Consider the following 18521-nt stretch of genomic DNA (forward strand, 5'->3'; position numbering starts at 1 on the left):
ATAACTCTATGAACTAATTTAAATAGTTTATCATGCGATCACAAAGGGTGTGGCTAAATGGTTTTTTTAGAGGGGTATAGTTGTTATTTACGTACATTAGAAGTTGCGGATGTGACGCCATACACAGAAATGGTTGCTCGTAATATGAAATACTGGTCTATTCATGAGCCATTACATCCGCCTGAATATTATACAGAAAAAGTACAATTGAAGAAAATTCAAGAATCTATTCGACAGATGCATGCAAACCGTGAGTATAGCTTTGGAATATTTGCTCCTGGAACGACTCAGATTATTGGACATATTTCAGTATACTCTATTAGACGTTTGCCTTTTTCAAGTGCATTTGTAGGTTATTCAATGGATGAAGCCCATACTGGAAAGGGAATTGTTTCTGAAGCACTTTCACTCATTTCAAAATTTGCGTTTGAAGATTTATGTATTCATCGTCTAGAAGCTTATGTTTCACCTAAAAATGTAGCATCTGTCAGAGTATTAGAGAAAGCGGGATTTATAAGAGAAGGATTATTACGGAAATTGCTATATATTAATGGAAAATGGCAAGATCATTATTTATATGCATTAATGGAGGAAGATTATTGAAAAGGTAAGGCCGCTTGGCGGAGATGGAGAAGTAATTTCCGTAAACTATTTAATGGTATGTAAAGAAATAATGTCGAATTTCCCAGGAAATATGTCGATGAATAAGAAAAAGCGATTTTCCTATATTTTTGGAAAATCGCTTTTTTTCTTTATTTATCTAGTATTATTTAGATCCGTCAACTACTACATCTAAATGGCCAGTTTTAGGATCAATAACTAATCCGTGAACAGGAATAGAGTCTAATACTAAGGGATGGTTTTTGATCATTTCTACACTATTACGTACATTAGCTTGTACATTATCAAAACCATGTAACCATTGATTTAAGTCTACACCTGAGTAACTAAGTACCTCTAATGTCTCTTGCTTAATACCACGATCAACCATTTTTTGGAGCATTTTCTCAGGGTCAACTGCACTCATGCCACAATCATAATGGCCAACTACGAAAACTTCGTCTGCTTGTAACTCATAAATAGCTACTAGTAAGCTTCTCATAATTCCACCAAAAGGATGGTTTAATATGGCACCAGCACTTTTAACCATTTTAACATCGCCATTACGGAGATTCATGGCCTTAGGTAGTAATTCAACAAGACGGGTATCCATGCAAGTTAAAATTACAAAATGTTTATCGGGATATTTGCTAGTAATGTAAGGTTCATATCTTTTTTCACGTACAAAGGATTCATTAAATGTAAGGATATCATTTAGTATTGACACGCTATCACTTCTCCCTTCCCACTTCCCCTTTCCTTACATTACTAATTGTAAAATATCTATTGATAAAAGCAAATACGGAATTTTTTATTTTTTTAGTAAATGAATCGTATCTAATGATTTTCCTGTACCTACAGCCACAGATTCTAATGGTTCAGGTGCTAAGTGAACAGGTACATCTAATTTATATGAAAGCCAATCTGTCATGCCTTTTAATAGAGATCCACCACCAGTTAAAACAATTCCACGATCTACAATATCACCAGATAATTCTGGAGGGCAACTTTCTAGTGTTCTACTGATCAATTCTAAGATCGATAATAGACTCTCTTTTATACAATCTTGAATTTGAAGAGAAGAGACTTGAATCGTTTTTGGAAGTCCTGTCACAATATCACGTCCACGAATTTCCAATGTTTCTGTTGCATGGTCGATTAGTGCATAACCAATTTCTTGTTTAATTTTTTCAGCAGTTGGTTCGCCAATTAAAACGTTAAATTCTTTACGTGCGAATTGAATAATTTCTTCATTTATGTGGTCTCCACCAAGTTTCATTGTATTAGAAGTAACGATTCCACCAAAAGAAATAATCCCTACTTCTGTTGTACCGCCACCGATATCTACGATAACACTAGCTATAGGATCACTAACAGGTAGTTCTGCACCTATTGCTGCTGCAACTGGTTCATCAATTAAATAAACTTCTTTTGCACCACATTGTTTGACAGCATCTTGAATCGCAAGACGTTCTACAGAAGTTGCTCCAGATGGTGTACAAACAATAACATTTGGTTTTCGTAGGGAAGCGCCCATTTTTTTTGATGCTTTTTCCATCATTGCTTTGATCATTGCTGTTGTCATATCAAAATCAGCAATTACACCATCTTTTAAAGGACGTATAGCTTTAATAGATTTTGGGGTTTTACCAACCATTTCTTTTGCTTCTAATCCAGTTGCGATAATTTCATTTGTGTTTATGTTGAAAGCTACAACTGAAGGCTCGTTTAAGATAATTCCTTTGTTTTTTGTATATACTAACGTATTGGCTGTGCCAAGATCGATTCCGATTGCAGTTGTCGAAAACATACGTAAAATTCCTCCTCTAAATACCTTAGGTTACATAAGTATAAATTATATTTTTCGTTTAAAGTATGTTATTTTATGGTATATAACAAACATTACATAGGGTAATAGATATATAGTTAATATAAAATGTTAAATAGAGGAAAATTTATAGTGGTGAAGATTTGTATGTTATAGGAATGTTAAAAAAATGTGAGGAGAATTTAAAAAAAGCTATTTGCATAGCAAATAGCTTTTTTCGTATTAAAATTTATTTTTTGGTTTTGGATCTACGATATGAGAAGTGGAAGAATCAAGTCCCACTCTTAAATAGTGGATAAGCAATGCACCTGATACTAAGAGTAAAGCGAACATACCACCTACTGAAGCAAGAAATGAAGCCATTATCGATAACCCTCCCTAAAATTAAATATAAATTCTCTATTAAATAGTATACATAATTTTAGCGCTAAAAATGGCTAAAATATGAAATTTTATAAAATTTTTTCTAATAATTATAGAACACTATTATCATAACACATATTTTTTTAAAGGAAATGGTTATTTATTGAAATGCTCTTGATCTTAAAATGCCCAGTTTCCATTTCGAAATACTGCTTCTACTTTACCGTCTTCTGTAATTCCGTCTATATTCATCTCACCTGAACCTACCATAAAATCCACATGGGCAATACTACGATTTAAGCCATTATTTAATAATTCTTCTTGGGTCATATTCGTCCCATTTTCAATACAGAATGCATATGCGCTACCAATTGCTAAATGGTTTGATGCATTTTCATCAAATAATGTGTTATAGAATAGTAACCCAGATGCTGAAATTGGAGACTGATTTGGTACTAGAGCAACTTCTCCTAAATAATGTGAACCTTCATCTGAAGCAACAAGGTTTTTTAATACTTCTTCTCCTTCTTGTGCTTCGATTTTAACAATTCGTCCATTTTCAAAGGTAATCGTAAAATGGTCAATAATATTACCGCCATAACTTAGTGGTTTTGTACAAGATACATAGCCATTGACGCCTTCTTTAAAAGGAGCAGTAAATACTTCTTCGGTAGGGATGTTTGCCATAAAAGCTTTACCAGATTGGTTTACGCTACCGCCACCACTCCAAATATGCTCTTTAGGCAACTCGATTATTAAGTCTGTACCAGGAGCTGTGTAGTGAAGTTTATGATATTTTTTGTTATTTAGATAGTTGACTTTTTCATGTAATGTTGTGTCATGCTTTTCCCAAGCCTTTAGAGGGTCATCAAGATCAGCACGTACAGTTTTAAAAATTGCTTCCCATAAAGCTGGCACTTGTTCATCTTTTGAAAGATTTGGATATACTTTCGCTGCCCAATCAGGAGATGGAGCACCAATTACAGTCCAACTCACTTTGTTAGATTGAGTGGCTTGGCGAAAATGGCTGAGTGCTTGGCCGGATGCTTTTTGTTGTTTTGCAATATGATTTGAATGAATACCTTTTAGTAAATCAGGGCTTTGAGATTTAATCGTCATAAATGCAGCTCCGTGATCAGCTAACCAGTTTTTTTCTTCTGCATGCCAAGGTGCAAAGAATTCAAAGGCATCTTCTGGAGCAAATTCATAATGCATTCGAGTTAACACATCATCAGAATAGTGTACAAATACTTCTCTTGCACCAGCTTCATATGCTTTTTTAGTAACAAGACGAACGAATTCTACATTATCTACTGTAGCTTGGATAAATAAGTATTGGTTAGGTTGAATATTCACACCTACTTTAACAGCTAATTCCGCATAGCTATTTAACTTTTCTTGGAATGTTTTCATAAACAATTCCCTCCTTTGAATACTAAGATAATTTTATCAATTTAAAAAAATTAAGCAAATGTGACAAATTGATTTAGAATTCACCTTATTTTGCGAATTTTTGTCAAATATCCTCTATTGTTCAAAATAGAATATTAAGATTAGGGAAAAGAAACCGAAATAATAACAAGAACGACGACTTTGGAGGTACTAAAATGGATTTATCATCAGTTGTGGGGCTTATATTGGGGATCATAGCAGTATTTGTGGGGATGTTCCTTAAAGGTGTTACTCCAGATGCATTGCTCAACCCAGCTGCTATATTAATCATTCTTTTAGGAACTGTAGCAGCAGTAACGATAGCGTTCCCTAAGAGTGAATTAAAGAAAATACCAAAATTATTTAAAATCTTATTTACAGAGCAAAAATTAGTTAGCGATATCGAAATTATTAAATTGTTTTCTGAATGGGCTGACTTAGCAAGACGTGAAGGATTACTTGCTTTAGAAGGTAAAGTTGATGAAATTGATGATCCTTTTTTGAAAAACGGTTTAACTTTGGCGATAGATGGTCAAAACGCAGATTATATACGTGATGTACTAACTGAAGAAGTAGAAGCTATGGAAGAACGACATACGAATGGTGCTCTGATTTTCACACAAGCAGGTACATATGCTCCAACATTAGGGGTACTCGGTGCGGTTGTTGGTTTAATCGCAGCATTAAAAGATATGAATGATGTCGACAAATTAGGACATGCCATTTCTGCAGCATTTGTGGCTACATTACTAGGGATTTTCACCGGTTATGTATTATGGCATCCATTTGCCAATAAGCTTAAAACTAAATCTGGTATCGAAGCACGTCAAAAGATGATGATGATTGAAGGAATTCTTTCAGTTTTAGAAGGGGAGGCTCCTCGCGTAATCGAACAAAAACTTTCTTCATATTTATCAAAAGAAGAACGCAAACAAATTATGGAAGAAAGCGGGGCGAATGGCCTTGGCAAAGAAGACTAGAAAACGCAAAAAGGAACATGGTGAAATTCCAGAGTCATGGCTGCTTCCATATTCCGATCTTCTCACTTTGTTGTTAGCATTATTTATTGTATTATTTGCATCTAGTTCAGTAGACACTCAAAAGTTATATCAACTTTCCTCTGTGTTCAATGCAGTGTTTGATGGAGGGAGTGGGGTAATGGAATATCCTTCTGCAGTCGATCCTACAAATCCAAAAAGTATTGCGAATAGCAAAAACTCAGCTTATTTAGAAGATCAAAAATCACTTTCAAAAATTAAAGGAAAAGTAGATGATTTTATAGCTGTACACGAGTTAGAAAAACAATTCGAAACAAAGTTAACGGATGATGGTCTTCTTGTAACAATTCGAGATAGTGTGTTATATGATCCAGGTAAAGCAGATGTAAAAGAAGAATATAAAGCTACAGCTAAGGAATTGTCGAAACTTCTTGTTTTTGATCCAAAAAGAAATGTAGTTATTACAGGTTACACGGATAATGTTCCTATGCACAATGCGGAATTTGCATCTAACTGGGAACTAAGTGTAATGCGAGCTGTAAATTTCTTAACGCTTATTGTTGATAATAATCCAAAACTAGATTCAGCTTACTTTAGTGCTAAAGGTTATGGAGAAAATAATCCAATTGCAACAAATAATACAGCTGAAGGTCGTGCAAAGAACCGTCGAGTAGAAGTACTAATTCAACCATTAGTGAAAAAAGATGGTACACCAACAAACCCTTCAAGCCAAACTGATTCGTTAAACAAAACAGATAATAAAGAAACAAAAACAACAAAATAACCATAAAAAGAATAAAGTTGTAAATCAAACATAATACGATTTCTGTATTATGTTTGAAATCTCTTTTTATTTAACAACTTGTAGAAGCAAAAATACATAAAAAAGGTATATCTATAGAGATATACCTTTTTTATGTATGACAAACACTTTAAACGAGTGCGTTCCGCATTTAATCTTTACGTAGTGAACCTAGTTCGGCAACAATTGCTTGCATTTCACTTGGACTAAAAGCGTCACGCTTCATGACCATTTCATATAAGAAAACTAAGTCTTCATAGTTTTCAGTGCTAAAATGTTCTGATTTCATCGCATCTGCATTAACCATACGAAGTTTATCTTTAATTGCTTCAATCATGAAAGTTACATTCTCTGCTGTTGGTTGTGCAAGATTCAAAGGGATTCCTCCTACCTATTATTCCATTCATATACTACAGTATCATTTCACGATAGATTATAAAAGTCAATTTCCATAGAATTAGCAGTCTCGTTTACTTTTTTGCTCTTTGCCTTTTTCTTCTTTTAGTTTGTCTTGAATACGTATTGTTTCATTGAAAAGTCCGAATAAGATCAAAAGTGCTGTAGAGCCTGTCAAAACAAATGTTACGAAAATGACTAAATGCTGTAGTTGTAAGTTGAAACTGTTTTACATGTATTGTAGTGGGGTATAATAATATATATAGATGTTTGAAGGAGGATAAATATGTCTAACAAATTAGTTACAGGAATTGCATTAGGAGCAGTTGCGGGAGCAGCATTAAGTATGTTGGATAGAAGCACACGTGAAACTACAACTAAAAAGGTTAAGCACCTGGTAGTCGATGTACAATATTATGCATATAATCCTGAAGAATTGGTTAACAAGATTCAGTCTACAACAAGCAAAGTTCAATCTATGTATAAAACTTTTATGCACGACAAAGACTTCTATTTAGAAAAGTTTAATGAAATTCAAGAATTAACGCCACAAGTTAAGGAAATAGTTCTTGAGACAAAAGAAGTATTTACTGCAGGAATTGAAAAAGAAAAGAAAAATCCCTCTGAATCCATTATTCATCTATAAGTAACTCGAGAATAAAGGGGGATCCCTTATGGAGAAACATAGAAAACGTAAAAAGTCTTCTGGATATAAGGTTTCTAGAAACTCCAAAACAAGGTCAACTAATAGAGAAAATAAATCTTCTGAAGTGCTTAATAAGATGAAGCTTATGCAAATAGAGAAAAAGGGTATTTTAGATCAAAAATATGATGTTACAGAACTAAAGGGATTTGTGTTGGCTTTTTTTCAACGATTGAAGTATGCAGATATTACTGGATTTGGTGCACAATTAGCCTATTTCTTTTTGTTATCATTATTTCCTTTGTTAATATTCTTAATGACCTTATTGCCTTTTTTAGATTTTCCAACGGATATAATTTATACAATTTTAGAGAATATGCTACCAAGTCAAGTCTATACAATGATTGAAGGAACGATTTCGGAGGTACTCGAATATCGTAATGGTGGTTTATTGTCCATTGGGATTATTGGAACGATTTGGTCTGCTTCCAATGGTGTAAATGCTTTGGGTAAATCTTTAAATCGTTCTTATAACCAAGTGGAAACAAGGCCGTATGTTATTGCAAGATTGATGTCTGTTATGTTTACCTTGATGCTAATCTTATTAATTGTTGTTGCCCTTGTACTACCTGTTTTTGGGGAACAAATTGGTTTGTTTTTATTTTCATCCTTTGGCTTTGAGGCTGATTTTTTTGTGATTTGGAATAAATTCCGATTACTTTTGCCGCCTGTGCTAATATTCGTTGTTCTAACATTAATGTATTGGATTATGCCGAATATAAAATTATATTTAAGAAGTGTATTAGTAGGTGCGTTATTTTCTACAGTTGCATGGCTCTTTGTTTCCTATGCCTTTTCTTTCTATATAAATCATTTTGCAAATTACTCTGCTACATATGGCAGTATAGGTGGGATTATCATTCTCATGTTATGGTTGTATGTAACGGGAATAATATTAATGGTAGGCGGTCAACTGAATGCTATTATGCAACAGCGAAGAGAAATACTAGAAAAAAAGAAAAGAAATCGATAAAAGACTTCTCAACAAATTATGTATGAGAAGTCTACAGTTTTTTGAGTTGCTTCCCTTCGCTTTTCTCTCTCAATCTTGTAGTTTTGGAGTTATACTACTACTATTTAATTCAAAACAAATACATAAAAATAACAAAAGGTATCGAAGGAAATGAATCCACTCGATACCTTTTTCTTTTAAATTTGATTGTTGATCCTGCCTTAAGGAGATTATATCTTTTTTAATAATCTTAAACTGTTTAGAATAACTAATATCGTACTTCCTTCATGACCGACAACCCCAAGTGGTAAGTCTACTGCTTGAAGGAAGTTGGAAATAATCAGTAATACAATCACAGAGATTGAGAACATGATATTTTGCTTTACGATTGTTTGCATTTTTCGTGAAAGTTTTACTGCATAAGCAATTTTAGAAAGATCGTTTTTCATTAATACAACATCTGCTGTTTCAAGTGCAACGTCAGTACCTTCTCCCATGGCAATACCAGTTGTAGATGTGGCTAGGGCAGGTGCATCATTGATCCCATCACCGACCATGCCAACATGTGTGTATTCTTTCATTAATTCTTTAATATGATTAACCTTTGTTTCAGGTAGACATTCCGCAATATAAGCATCTACACCAGCTTCTTTTGCAATTACTTTTGCCGTTTTTTCATTATCACCTGTTAACATTACAGTATGAATACCTAAATTTTTTAAAAGAGCAATAGCCTTTTTGGATTCTTCTCGTACTGTATCTTTCATAGCAGCAACCGCAACGATGCCTTTATGATCTGCTAAGAAGACTACTGTTTTTCCTTCTTCGGCAAGTTTAGGTGCAATTCCTTCCGCAAATTCAAATGCTTCCATTTTTCCTACAAATTCTGATTTACCAACTTTGTATACATTGCCATCCACTGTAGCTTTTAATCCCCAACCAGGTACATCCTCAATCTGTGCTTGATGGAATGAGTCGAGACCACGTTCTTTAGCAAAAGAAGTAATTGCTTGGGCAAGCGGGTGGTTGGATTTAGCTTCTATTCCAGCAATAATTGATAGCATTTGCTGTTCATTTTCACCTTCACGAACAATAAAGTCGGTTACAACTGGTTTACCTTGTGTAAGTGTACCTGTTTTATCAAACGCGATTGCTTTTAATACGCTTAGATGTTCAATGTGTAATCCACCTTTAAATAACACACCGTTTCGAGCTCCGTTTGAAATTGCTGATAAGGTAGCAGGCATAATTGAAGCAACTAGGGCACATGGCGAAGCTACAACTAATAAAACCATGGCACGATAGAATGTTGTTGTCCAGCTCCAATCTAGAAGAAAGTGGGGGACAAACATCATAAGAGCAACTACAGCTAAAACACATTTTACATATGTTCCTTCAAAACGTTCGATAAATTGTTGTGAAGGCGATTTTTCACTTTGGGCAGATTGAACAAGATCAATAATTTTTTGGAATAATGACTCAGAGTTTGGCTTAGTCATTTCCATCGTAATAGCGCCTGTCATATTGACAGTTCCAGCAAATACATCTGCACCAACTAATTTCGTAACAGGAATTGATTCACCTGTAATAGCGGCTTCATCGATTGAAGTAGAACCCTCGATAATAACACCATCTGTTGGTACTCTTTCACCAGGTTTGATTAATAAGTGATCGCCTAATTGTAGTGAACCAATAGATACTCGTTCGACTTCACCATTTTCTTTGACTAACCATGCTTCCTCAGGTTGTAAATCCATTAAAGCAGAAATTTCCTTATGACTTTTATTCATTGCGTAAGTTTCTAATGCACCACTAACGGCAAATATGAAGATAAGAATAGCACCTTCAGTCCAATAACCAATGATAGCAGATCCAATAGCTGCCAATATCATTAAAAATTCGACATTAAGTTCTTTGTTGGCAATTGTTTCTTCAACGCCTTCTTTCGCTTTTGCAAACCCGCCAATAATGAATGCTAGTAAATAGAAGATAATTGAAGCTGTATTTTCAGCATTTTTTCCTAATATCCATGCTATTAAGATTAATACACCAGAAAATATAGCGGCTATAAGTTCTGCATGTTCCTTCATTTTCTCAATTAGATGATAACGATTCTCTTTTACTAATTCCATTCGCAATCCCTCCTGATAATGAAAATCAATATCAAAACCCTTATAATTAGAGTATTTATGGCGATATTTCTAAATTAAATACAGATTTTGAAATCATTTTTAATTTAGAATTATTATAACATAGGAGGCTGGTGGTGAAAAGTACGATATTCGTATTTCCTCATTATTCCGAATGAATATTTGACAACTTATTGAAAAGATGAGGGAAGTGTTAAAAAAACCTCTCTAAAAGTTATTTAGAGAGGTTAAGAAAAGATTTTATTAAAATACGCGTTCAGCGTGTTCCGCTAATTTCTCTAGTGAAGTTTTTTGAACATCTGCGTGTAATGAGTTACCATGTGAATCCATTGTAACTACAGCAGTAAAATCTTCTACACTTAGGTGCCACATTGCTTCAGGAATACCAAACTCCATTAAATCTACGCCATCAACTGATTTTATGCAGTCTGCATAATATTGTGCTGCACCACCGATTGCATTTAAGTAAACACCACCATGTTCTTGTAGAGCTTTTAACGTTTTTGGTCCCATGCCGCCTTTACCCATAACTGCTCGGATACCAAATTTTTTCATAATATCACCTTGATATGGTTCTTCACGGATAGATGTTGTAGGACCTGCCGCTTTAACAGTCCAGTTATCATTTTCATCTTTCGCCATTACAGGACCACAGTGATAGACGATTTGACCATTTAGATCCACTGGAGCATCATGACTCATTAAATGATGGTGAATAGCATCTCGACCAGTGTACATTCTGCCGGTGATTTTCACTACGTCACCAACATGAAGTGAGCGAATTTGTTCTTCTGAAATAGGTGCTTGTAATTCAATTACTTCTTTTTTTGGTTCTTCATGTGTAGTTGCTGCTGCATCATCAAATGCAATTTTTTCGCCCTCTTGATAATGCCATTTTTTAATTTCACCTGTATTCGCATCAATATCAACAGCCATTCTGCGATAAGCCCAGCAGTTATATGCTACGGAAACATAGAAAGAAGCTGGAATACGATTCATGACACCAATTTTACAACCTAGTAATGTTGCTTCACCACCAAAGCCCATTGTTCCAATGCCTAGTGTATTAGCTTTCTCTAATATGTAATCTTCTAATTGTGCTAGCTCAGGAATTGGATTTGTATCATCAACATGACGGAATAATTGTTCTTTTGCTAAATCATATCCAGAAGAACGATCTCCACCTATACCAACACCAATGAAGCCAGCTGAACAGCCTTGACCTTGTGCTTGATAAACAGAATGTAAGATACATTTACGAATACCATCTAGGTCACGACCGGCACGACCTAGCCCTTCTAGTTCACACGGCAAACTATATTGGATGTTTTTGTTTTCGCAGCCGCCACCTTTTAAAATCAACTTAACTTCAATATAATCTTTTTCCCATTGTTCAAATTTCATAACAGGAACTCCAGCACCCAAGTTATCACCACTATTTTTACCAGTTAGTGAATCAACAGAGTTTGGACGTAATTTTGCATCTTTTGTTGCTTGTACGATTGCTTTTCGAATTACTTCTTTAATTTCAAGTTGGTTAACGCCAATAGGAGTTTTTATTTTGAAAGTAGGAAGACCAGTATCTTGGCAGATTGGTGAAACATGTTCATCAGCCATGAAGATATTATTGGCGATTGTATCTAAGCTCATTGCGGCACGAGTACCAGCGTTTTCTGCGTCCTTCGCCTTTTTAATTGCACGTCGAACGTCTTTTGGTAAGTTAGTAGAAGTTTCAGTCACTAAATTGTAAATACTCTGTTCTAGCGTTTCTAGATTCATTGTAATAGCCCCCTCAAAAAGGTAATTTTTTAAACCAACACTATTATAACCTGTCCAAAACACGAAAAAAAGAGCGTAAATATACGCTCTTGTAGAATTTCTATGGGGATTTAAGAAATAGTAATATTTTGAGATTTAAATTTCAGGACGGTTTTTGAATTGATCCATTTTTTCTTCTAAATCGTCCATCATAGCAATAAGGCGATCGATATCTTGTAAGTCTGCTGTTTCAGGATCAATAGCATCTAGTACTTCTACGAAAATTTGCAGACGTTCTTTCAAATAATTTACTTGTTGTTCTTTATCCGTAATTGATTTGCTCATCGTTACACCTCATTTCGTCATCACCATCGTATACGATTTTATTAATTTTTTCAATTCAAAATCCAAAATAATAGGTCAAAAGAGATATTTTTATTTTCTGTAAGTTAAGAAAATTTACAAAATTAAAGTAAAGTGTTAACATAAGATTAACATAAAAGGAAGGAGGTAAAGTGGGGCATCATTAGATAAAATTCCATTCGTAGGATAAGACCTCTTCCTTATTTTCTTATTTTAATTCCCTGTAAATGCAGCTCATGATTAAAAAAAGCTGGTAATGTATTAATTCCCTTAAGACATATTGAATATGTATCCTTAAAATCAGTTTTCTAAAGAAAGGAAGCAATTCGAAAGGAATGTGATATGGATTACCGCTGCAATAGGGATGGAACAGGCGCCTATAGATTTGCAATCCAAAGGAGGGAGTTAAACAGATTCTCGGTCCGAGCTTAGGCCGAAAATGGGTTTAATGTAACAGCAGATGTATATAACAGATTGTTAGCAGACTCAGTACACGATTCATTTATGTGGACTGAGTCTTTTTGTGTATTCAAAAGTAATTCACACTTTAAGTAGGGGTATGTTAAGATTGTACAAGTATCTCATAATACATATAACGGAAATTCCATTAGGTTATACAGACTGTTGATATGGAATTATTGGTTGATTAAAAATGGAGGCAGCAGTGGAACTAAGTCATCAATTAGAAAACAAAAAACTATGGATTTTGGTTATCATCGTATCCATTTCAGGGTTCTCTCAAGGTATGTTAATGCCGCTTATTTCAGTTATTTTTGAACAAGATGGTATTTCTTCATCGTTAAATGGTTTAAATGCAACAGGGCTTTATATAGGTACGTTATTAATATCGCCCTTTATTGAACAACCCTTGCGAAAATTCGGTTATAAACCAATCATTTTAGTCGGGGGAGCAATTGTTTTTCTCTCTCTTTTATTATTTCCATTTTGGAAGAATGTATTATTTTGGTTTATTCTTCGATTGTTAATCGGTATCGGCGATCACTCATTACATTATTCTACACAAACCTGGATTACTAGTTCTTCTCCAGAGCATCGTCTTGGCAAAAATATCGCTATTTATGGGCTATCATTTGGTATAGGATTTGCTGTAGGACCACTATTTGTACCGTTGACCAAAATCTCTGAAGCGTTTCCGTTTATCCTTTCTTCTATACTTTGCATATTGGCTTGGTCTCTTGTATTCTTTTTGAACAATGAAAAACCAGAACCAATACAAGCAAAAAGTGTAGAAAACAATATGCTTAAACGTTATACAATCACATTAAAATATGCGTGGATTGCTTGTTTACCTGCACTTTGCTATGGTTTTTTAGAATCCTCTTTAAATTCCTTATTCCCCGTATATGCGCTAAGAAATCATTTCGAAGTTTCGATGGTATCGTTTATTTTAGCGGCATTTTCAATCGGTGGAATTATTACGCAAATACCTCTAGGTGCTTTAGGAGATAAAATTGGACGTAGGAAAATCGTTTTAAGTTCTTTGTTAGGTGGAGGAATATTTTTTGGATTAGGAAGTATTGTTGAATCACACGATATGCTTGTAGCGATTAGCTTCTTTTGTGCAGGTATGTTCTGTGGGTCATTATTTTCACTTGGTATTTCTTATATGAGTGATTTAACGCCAAGGGAGCTACTGCCAACTGGAAATCTGATGTGTAGTATATTCTTTAGTGTTGGTAGCTTAACAGGGCCATTATTAGGTGGACTGTACCTACAATATGTACACAAGTATAGTTTTTTGCTGTTAGTATCGCTCATTTTAATGGCTATTTTTATCATAAGTCTGATTTTTGGAAGGCAAGGTAATAGGCCAACTGTATAAAGTAAACTGCCATATAAGAGAGGTTTCTCTCCATTGATGGTTAGTTTGAGATCAAAAGAAAAGGGAAGTCCTAATGTCAACATAGACTAAAGGGGCTTCCCGTTTTCATTATTTAATTTTGAATTGTCCAATTGAAGCTTTTAAAGATTCAATCTCATCAGATAAGCATGTAGCAGATTCAGCAACCACTTGAATCACTTTTTGCTGTTCTGCTAGTGAAGCAAAAACTTCTTGAGTAGCACCAGCATTATGTTCACTAATGTTCATAATATTATTCATAGAATCCATGATCTCATCCTTTGAAGTCAATAAAACGTTAAAACTAGTTGATACATCTTCAATCGCTATTAAAATGGTTTGAACGTTTTCTTTAATATTGTCAAAGGAATAGCCAGTATTCAGAACAGCCTCATTTTGTTGTAGAACAATCATAGATGTTTTTGAAATTTCTTCGTTTGCGCGTATTGTTTCTTCTTCAATACCTCTTAAAGTGTCTTGTACACTAAGTGTAGAGTGTTTTGTTTGTACTGCTAATTTTCTTACTTCCTCAGCAACTACTGCAAAGCCTTTTCCATGTTCACCTGCACGTGCAGCTTCTATGCTGGCATTTAAAGCTAATAAATTTGTTTGAGCAGAAATATCGTTAATAGTTGAAATAATATTTTCGATATCTTTCATTTTTAAGGATAAAGAAGCGAATACTTGTTGAACATGTTCCACTAAATCTGTAGATTTTGATGATTTTTCTTTTAATATAACCAAGTTCTGTAAACCATCTTTATAAGATTTTTGCATTCCTTCCGAAGCTAATAACATATGGTTGTTTTTGGTATGGAGCAATTGAATGTGCTGAGAAACTTTTCCTGCTACATCTTTTGTATGTTCTGCATCATTGACCTGTGTTGTGGTCCCAACTGAAACTTCTTCAGCAGCTTTTGTAATTTCAACTGTAGAAGCTGTTACTTCTTCAGAGACTGCTGCAAGATTCGAGGATGCTTCACGAACTTCCTTAATCGTGCTACTTACTTCAGATATTAACGATTTAAGATTTGTGACCATAAGATTGAAATGGTTATTTAATTGGCCAATTTCATCATTACGATTCATTTTATCAAGCTTTACAGATAGATCCCCCGATGAAATCTTCTTTAAGCGCCTTGTTAATCTCTTAATAGGGATTCCGATATGCTTTGCTAAAAAGTACATGGCGATTGCACCAAGGACAAGAGAAATAGCTAATGCAGTAAATAATACAACAAGTAAATTGTTTGCTGATTCGTTAAAATCCTTTTTGTATGTACCAGCTGAAACGATCCAACCCCAGTTCGGATCGGTTTGTGAATAAGTAATTTTATCTGCTATTTTATCTGGATTATTAGGGAGTGGAAATTGATATTCAGCATATCCTCCACCTTTTTCTGCATTTTTTATAATGGATTGAATATAATAGTGGCCGTTACTGTCTTTCAATCCCCAAGATTGAGTATCTTCTATATTAGGATGTGCGAGCATGTAACCATCTTTTTGTAAGATAAAAAGATAACCACTTTCTCCTAAATCAATTTTGTTAGAAATTTCACGTTTTCCTTTACTATTTTTGGGGCCGAGAATTTGCTCTTTTAGCTCCTCTTGTGCATCTTCTAATGAGAGGTTTCCTTTTTTTACTTCTTTGTTAAGAGAATCAATTTGTTGTATTGTTGCTAATACACTATTTTTTATAATGGTCTTGCCCAATCCATCCATACTTTGTTTTGCATTAAAATAACAAGTGATTCCTATGATAGAGCAGGGAATCATCATTAATATTAAGCAAGTAATCATGAGTTTCCATTGAATTGAATTTAGTATTTTTTTCATAGAATACCCCCACGTATTAAGTGATATTATAACTATTATGTATGTGTTCCTTTAGACTGTAAATAGGAATGTGGACATTTAATAGAAATAAATACACATGAGAGAGAAAATACTTAAAAAGCTTCTTTTTTAAATAAAATAGACGGCTTCCAAAAGTGGAAACCGCCTATTTTTACGATTTTAATGTTAATAATGTTACTGATTCCACATGTGATGTTTGAGGAAACATATCCATCGGTTGAATATATTCAACATGATAAATTTTAATCAATTCTTGTAAATCTTTTGCAAGTGTTGATGGATTACATGAAGTATAAACAACTCGTTTTGGTTTTACTTGCAAGATGGTTTTAATCAGACTAGGTGCAAGGCCGGTACGTGGAGGATCGACTGTTAGTACGTTAGGGACAAAGTTTTCTTTTTGCCAGATATCTAACCATTTTTCGGCAGTGCCTGTTACATAGTGTGTATGCATAAAACCATGTTTTTTTGCATTTTGCTTTGCATCTTGAATACTTTCTGGAATAATATCCATTCCACGAACTTCTTTAGCATCTTTTGCAAGCCAAAGTCCAATGGTTCCAACTCCACAATAGGCATCGACTACTGTTTCTTGCCCTGTCAAAGCAGCCGCTTTCTTAATTTGATTATAAAGATGGACCGTTTGTTGAGGATTCAATTGGAAAAATGCTCGAGCAGATAAATCAAAACCAAATTCGCCGAGTTCTTCATGAATGGTCTCTTTACCTGCAAGTATGATGGTTTGATCTCCGAAGATAAGAGATGTTTTATCAGCATTAATATTTTGAACGATTGATACGATTGAAGGGTCAATTTGTTTTAATTTTTCTACTAGTAATTCTTTATTTGCAAAGTTTTTACGAGTAGTGATTAATACAAGTTGGACTTCGCCAGTTTGTATGCCAATACGTACGACAATAGTTCGGATGATTCCTTTTAGGGAACGACCATCGTATATAGGAATATTTAAATTGCTGATAATCTTTTTCACAGCATTTGTTATTTTTGTTGTTACGGGATGTTGTACTAGACATTCATCAATATTTAAAAGTTTATGACTATTTGCAGCATAAAGACCTGCCAGTACATGGTTACCTGGTTTGCGAACTTGAAACTGACTTTTATTGCGATAATGCCAAGGCGTATCCATTCCAATTGTTTGACGAATCTCTATCTTTTTTGCCTCAGATTTTACATATTTATTTAAAGCTTGCACAATTATATCTCGTTTTGCTGTAAGCTGATATGAATACTTCATATGTTGTAATTGACACCCACCACATTCTTCATAAACAGGGCATGGTGGAATTTGGCGAGCTTTTGACTTTTTCTGAATTTTTATCACTTTTGCTTCAGCAAAGTTACGATTTATCTTGGTTAGTTCAGCATAGATTTCTTCTCCAGGAAGAGCACCCTTTACAAAAACTACATTGCGTTTATAGTAACCGATGCCCTCACCGTTAATGCCTAACCGTTTTATTGTAAGAGGGATCTTTTGTCCCATTGTCATTATAGGTTGTTGCACCAAAACTTACACGTCCTTTTTCGCTTCATCTTTTCATTATAGCGAACAGCAACCTGTAAGGGAAGAAGCATCTCCTGATTAGGAATTTGATGCTATCGGGATATCATTTACAAGGTTATTAATGGAATCAAAGTGATAGCCTTTTTTCTTTGCATCTTCGATAAAGCGAGGAAGTGCTTCTGCATTATCAGAAGATACTGTATGCATTAAAATAATTGCTCCTGGATGCATTTGAGACATTAAATTGTTATAAGCATATTGCCATCCTTGTGGTTTATCTCGAATCCAGTCTTTAAAAGCAACAGACCAGAATATATGGCGATAGCCTGCTTCTTGACCAACTCGTAGTAACTCTTCGCTAAATACACCCTCAGGTGGTCTTGCGAAAACCGTTCTTTCTACATCCGTTATTTCTGCTAATTTTTTATCAAAACGTTTCCATTCATCTATCATTTGTTCTTTGGTAAGTCGCGCCATATTCGGATGTTTATCTGAATGGTTGCCAATTTCATGTCCTTCATTGACCATTCGTTTTACTAATGGAGTTGCACTAGTCAAGTAGTGCCCGGTTAAGAAAAACGTGGCTTGGATATTCTCTTTTTTTAAAGTATTTAAAATGGATTCAGTATAGCCATTTTCATAGCCGCAATCGAAAGTTAGATACATTACCTTTTCGTCTGGATTTCCTTTATATACAGCTCCGTATTTTGCAAGCATTTGATCAAATGTAGTACCTGCTTCAGGTGGGACTTCATTTTGTGCCTTTTTAAAGCCCCAACTAAATTGTTGAGCGAATGCAGTAAATGGATTAGCAACAATACCGGTGATGATTATTGTCATAGCTAAAATAATACCAGTCGCATGTTGTTTAAACATATTAAACGCAACCTTTCTTTTTTTAGATAGGTTGCGTTGTTTAGATGAAATTATG

General features: G+C 34.5%; 17 protein-coding genes. 6 read left to right on the forward strand and 11 right to left on the reverse strand.

The annotated features are described in order from the left end of the window. Positions 1 to 57 precede the first annotated feature (57 nt). On the forward strand, positions 58 to 603 hold the full coding sequence (locus CEF14_RS17125; RefSeq protein WP_102693944.1) for a GNAT family N-acetyltransferase: 546 nt from the start codon (positions 58 to 60) through the stop codon (positions 601 to 603). Positions 604 to 766: 163 nt separating this feature from the next. Here CEF14_RS17125 and CEF14_RS17130 read toward each other — a convergent pair whose 3' ends face one another. The 4 genes from CEF14_RS17130 to CEF14_RS17140 form a co-directional block, all read right to left on the reverse strand. Next, entirely contained in the window at positions 767 to 1327 is a 561-nt protein-coding gene (locus CEF14_RS17130) for a beta-class carbonic anhydrase (RefSeq protein ID WP_102693945.1), read from the reverse strand. A gap of 84 nt (positions 1328 to 1411) precedes the next feature. After that, complete coding sequence (mreBH, locus tag CEF14_RS17135; protein ID WP_102693946.1) at positions 1412 to 2410, reverse strand: rod-share determining protein MreBH; 999 nt, start codon at positions 2408 to 2410, stop codon at positions 1412 to 1414. Between the two features lie 240 nt (positions 2411 to 2650). After that, positions 2651 to 2791, reverse strand: a complete 141-nt coding sequence (locus CEF14_RS19115) for a hypothetical protein (RefSeq protein WP_170061539.1) — start codon at positions 2789 to 2791, stop codon at positions 2651 to 2653. 180 nt (positions 2792 to 2971) lie between these two features. Beyond that, positions 2972 to 4204: an aminopeptidase gene (locus CEF14_RS17140; RefSeq protein WP_102693947.1), complete on the reverse strand. Its 1233-nt coding sequence runs from the start codon at positions 4202 to 4204 to the stop codon at positions 2972 to 2974. Between the two features lie 194 nt (positions 4205 to 4398). Between CEF14_RS17140 and motA the strand changes: the two genes are divergently transcribed. Both motA and motB read left to right on the forward strand, forming a co-directional pair. Beyond that, positions 4399 to 5202 (forward strand): flagellar motor stator protein MotA, encoded by an 804-nt coding sequence (motA, locus tag CEF14_RS17145; RefSeq protein WP_102693948.1) that lies wholly within the window; start codon positions 4399 to 4401, stop codon positions 5200 to 5202. Continuing rightward, positions 5186 to 6004, forward strand: a complete 819-nt coding sequence (gene motB, locus CEF14_RS17150) for a flagellar motor protein MotB (protein WP_102693949.1) — start codon at positions 5186 to 5188, stop codon at positions 6002 to 6004. Before motA ends, motB begins: the two co-directional genes overlap by 17 nt. Before the next feature lie 169 nt (positions 6005 to 6173). Here motB and CEF14_RS17155 read toward each other — a convergent pair whose 3' ends face one another. Next, positions 6174 to 6398 (reverse strand): DUF1128 domain-containing protein, encoded by a 225-nt coding sequence (locus tag CEF14_RS17155; RefSeq protein ID WP_102693950.1) that lies wholly within the window; start codon positions 6396 to 6398, stop codon positions 6174 to 6176. 306 nt (positions 6399 to 6704) lie between these two features. On the opposite strand from CEF14_RS17155, the gene CEF14_RS17160 reads away from it, so the two are divergent. Continuing rightward, positions 6705 to 7064 (forward strand): YtxH domain-containing protein, encoded by a 360-nt coding sequence (locus CEF14_RS17160; RefSeq protein ID WP_102693951.1) that lies wholly within the window; start codon positions 6705 to 6707, stop codon positions 7062 to 7064. A gap of 28 nt (positions 7065 to 7092) precedes the next feature. Continuing rightward, complete coding sequence (locus CEF14_RS17165) at positions 7093 to 8094, forward strand: YihY/virulence factor BrkB family protein (RefSeq protein ID WP_102693952.1); 1002 nt, start codon at positions 7093 to 7095, stop codon at positions 8092 to 8094. A 209-nt stretch (positions 8095 to 8303) separates the two neighbouring features. Here the strand turns inward: CEF14_RS17165 and CEF14_RS17170 are convergent, their stop codons facing one another. The 3 genes from CEF14_RS17170 to CEF14_RS17180 all read right to left on the reverse strand — a co-directional run bounded on the left by CEF14_RS17170 (position 8304) and on the right by CEF14_RS17180 (position 12326). Continuing rightward, positions 8304 to 10205 (reverse strand): heavy metal translocating P-type ATPase, encoded by a 1902-nt coding sequence (locus CEF14_RS17170; RefSeq protein WP_102693953.1) that lies wholly within the window; start codon positions 10203 to 10205, stop codon positions 8304 to 8306. 261 nt (positions 10206 to 10466) lie between these two features. Further along, a complete protein-coding gene (locus CEF14_RS17175) occupies positions 10467 to 12002 on the reverse strand; it encodes a fumarate hydratase (RefSeq protein WP_102693954.1) in 1536 nt (511 codons plus the stop codon). Positions 12003 to 12137: 135 nt separating this feature from the next. After that, complete coding sequence (locus tag CEF14_RS17180; protein WP_102693955.1) at positions 12138 to 12326, reverse strand: SE1561 family protein; 189 nt, start codon at positions 12324 to 12326, stop codon at positions 12138 to 12140. Between the two features lie 670 nt (positions 12327 to 12996). On the opposite strand from CEF14_RS17180, the gene CEF14_RS17185 reads away from it, so the two are divergent. After that, entirely contained in the window at positions 12997 to 14187 is a 1191-nt protein-coding gene (locus tag CEF14_RS17185) for an MFS transporter (protein WP_102693956.1), read from the forward strand. Positions 14188 to 14295: 108 nt separating this feature from the next. On the opposite strand, the gene CEF14_RS17190 is transcribed toward CEF14_RS17185, so the two are convergent. The 3 genes from CEF14_RS17190 to CEF14_RS17200 form a co-directional block, all read right to left on the reverse strand. Next, positions 14296 to 16044, reverse strand: coding sequence for a methyl-accepting chemotaxis protein (locus CEF14_RS17190; protein WP_102693957.1), 1749 nt, complete (start codon positions 16042 to 16044; stop codon positions 14296 to 14298). A gap of 172 nt (positions 16045 to 16216) precedes the next feature. Beyond that, positions 16217 to 17593 (reverse strand): 23S rRNA (uracil(1939)-C(5))-methyltransferase RlmD, encoded by a 1377-nt coding sequence (gene rlmD, locus CEF14_RS17195; RefSeq protein ID WP_102693958.1) that lies wholly within the window; start codon positions 17591 to 17593, stop codon positions 16217 to 16219. A 75-nt stretch (positions 17594 to 17668) separates the two neighbouring features. Then, complete coding sequence (locus CEF14_RS17200) at positions 17669 to 18466, reverse strand: polysaccharide deacetylase family protein (protein WP_102693959.1); 798 nt, start codon at positions 18464 to 18466, stop codon at positions 17669 to 17671. Between the last annotated feature and the right edge of the window lie 55 nt (positions 18467 to 18521).

This window comes from Rummeliibacillus pycnus, from assembly GCF_002884495.1.
Classification (GTDB): domain Bacteria; phylum Bacillota; class Bacilli; order Bacillales_A; family Planococcaceae; genus Rummeliibacillus; species Rummeliibacillus pycnus.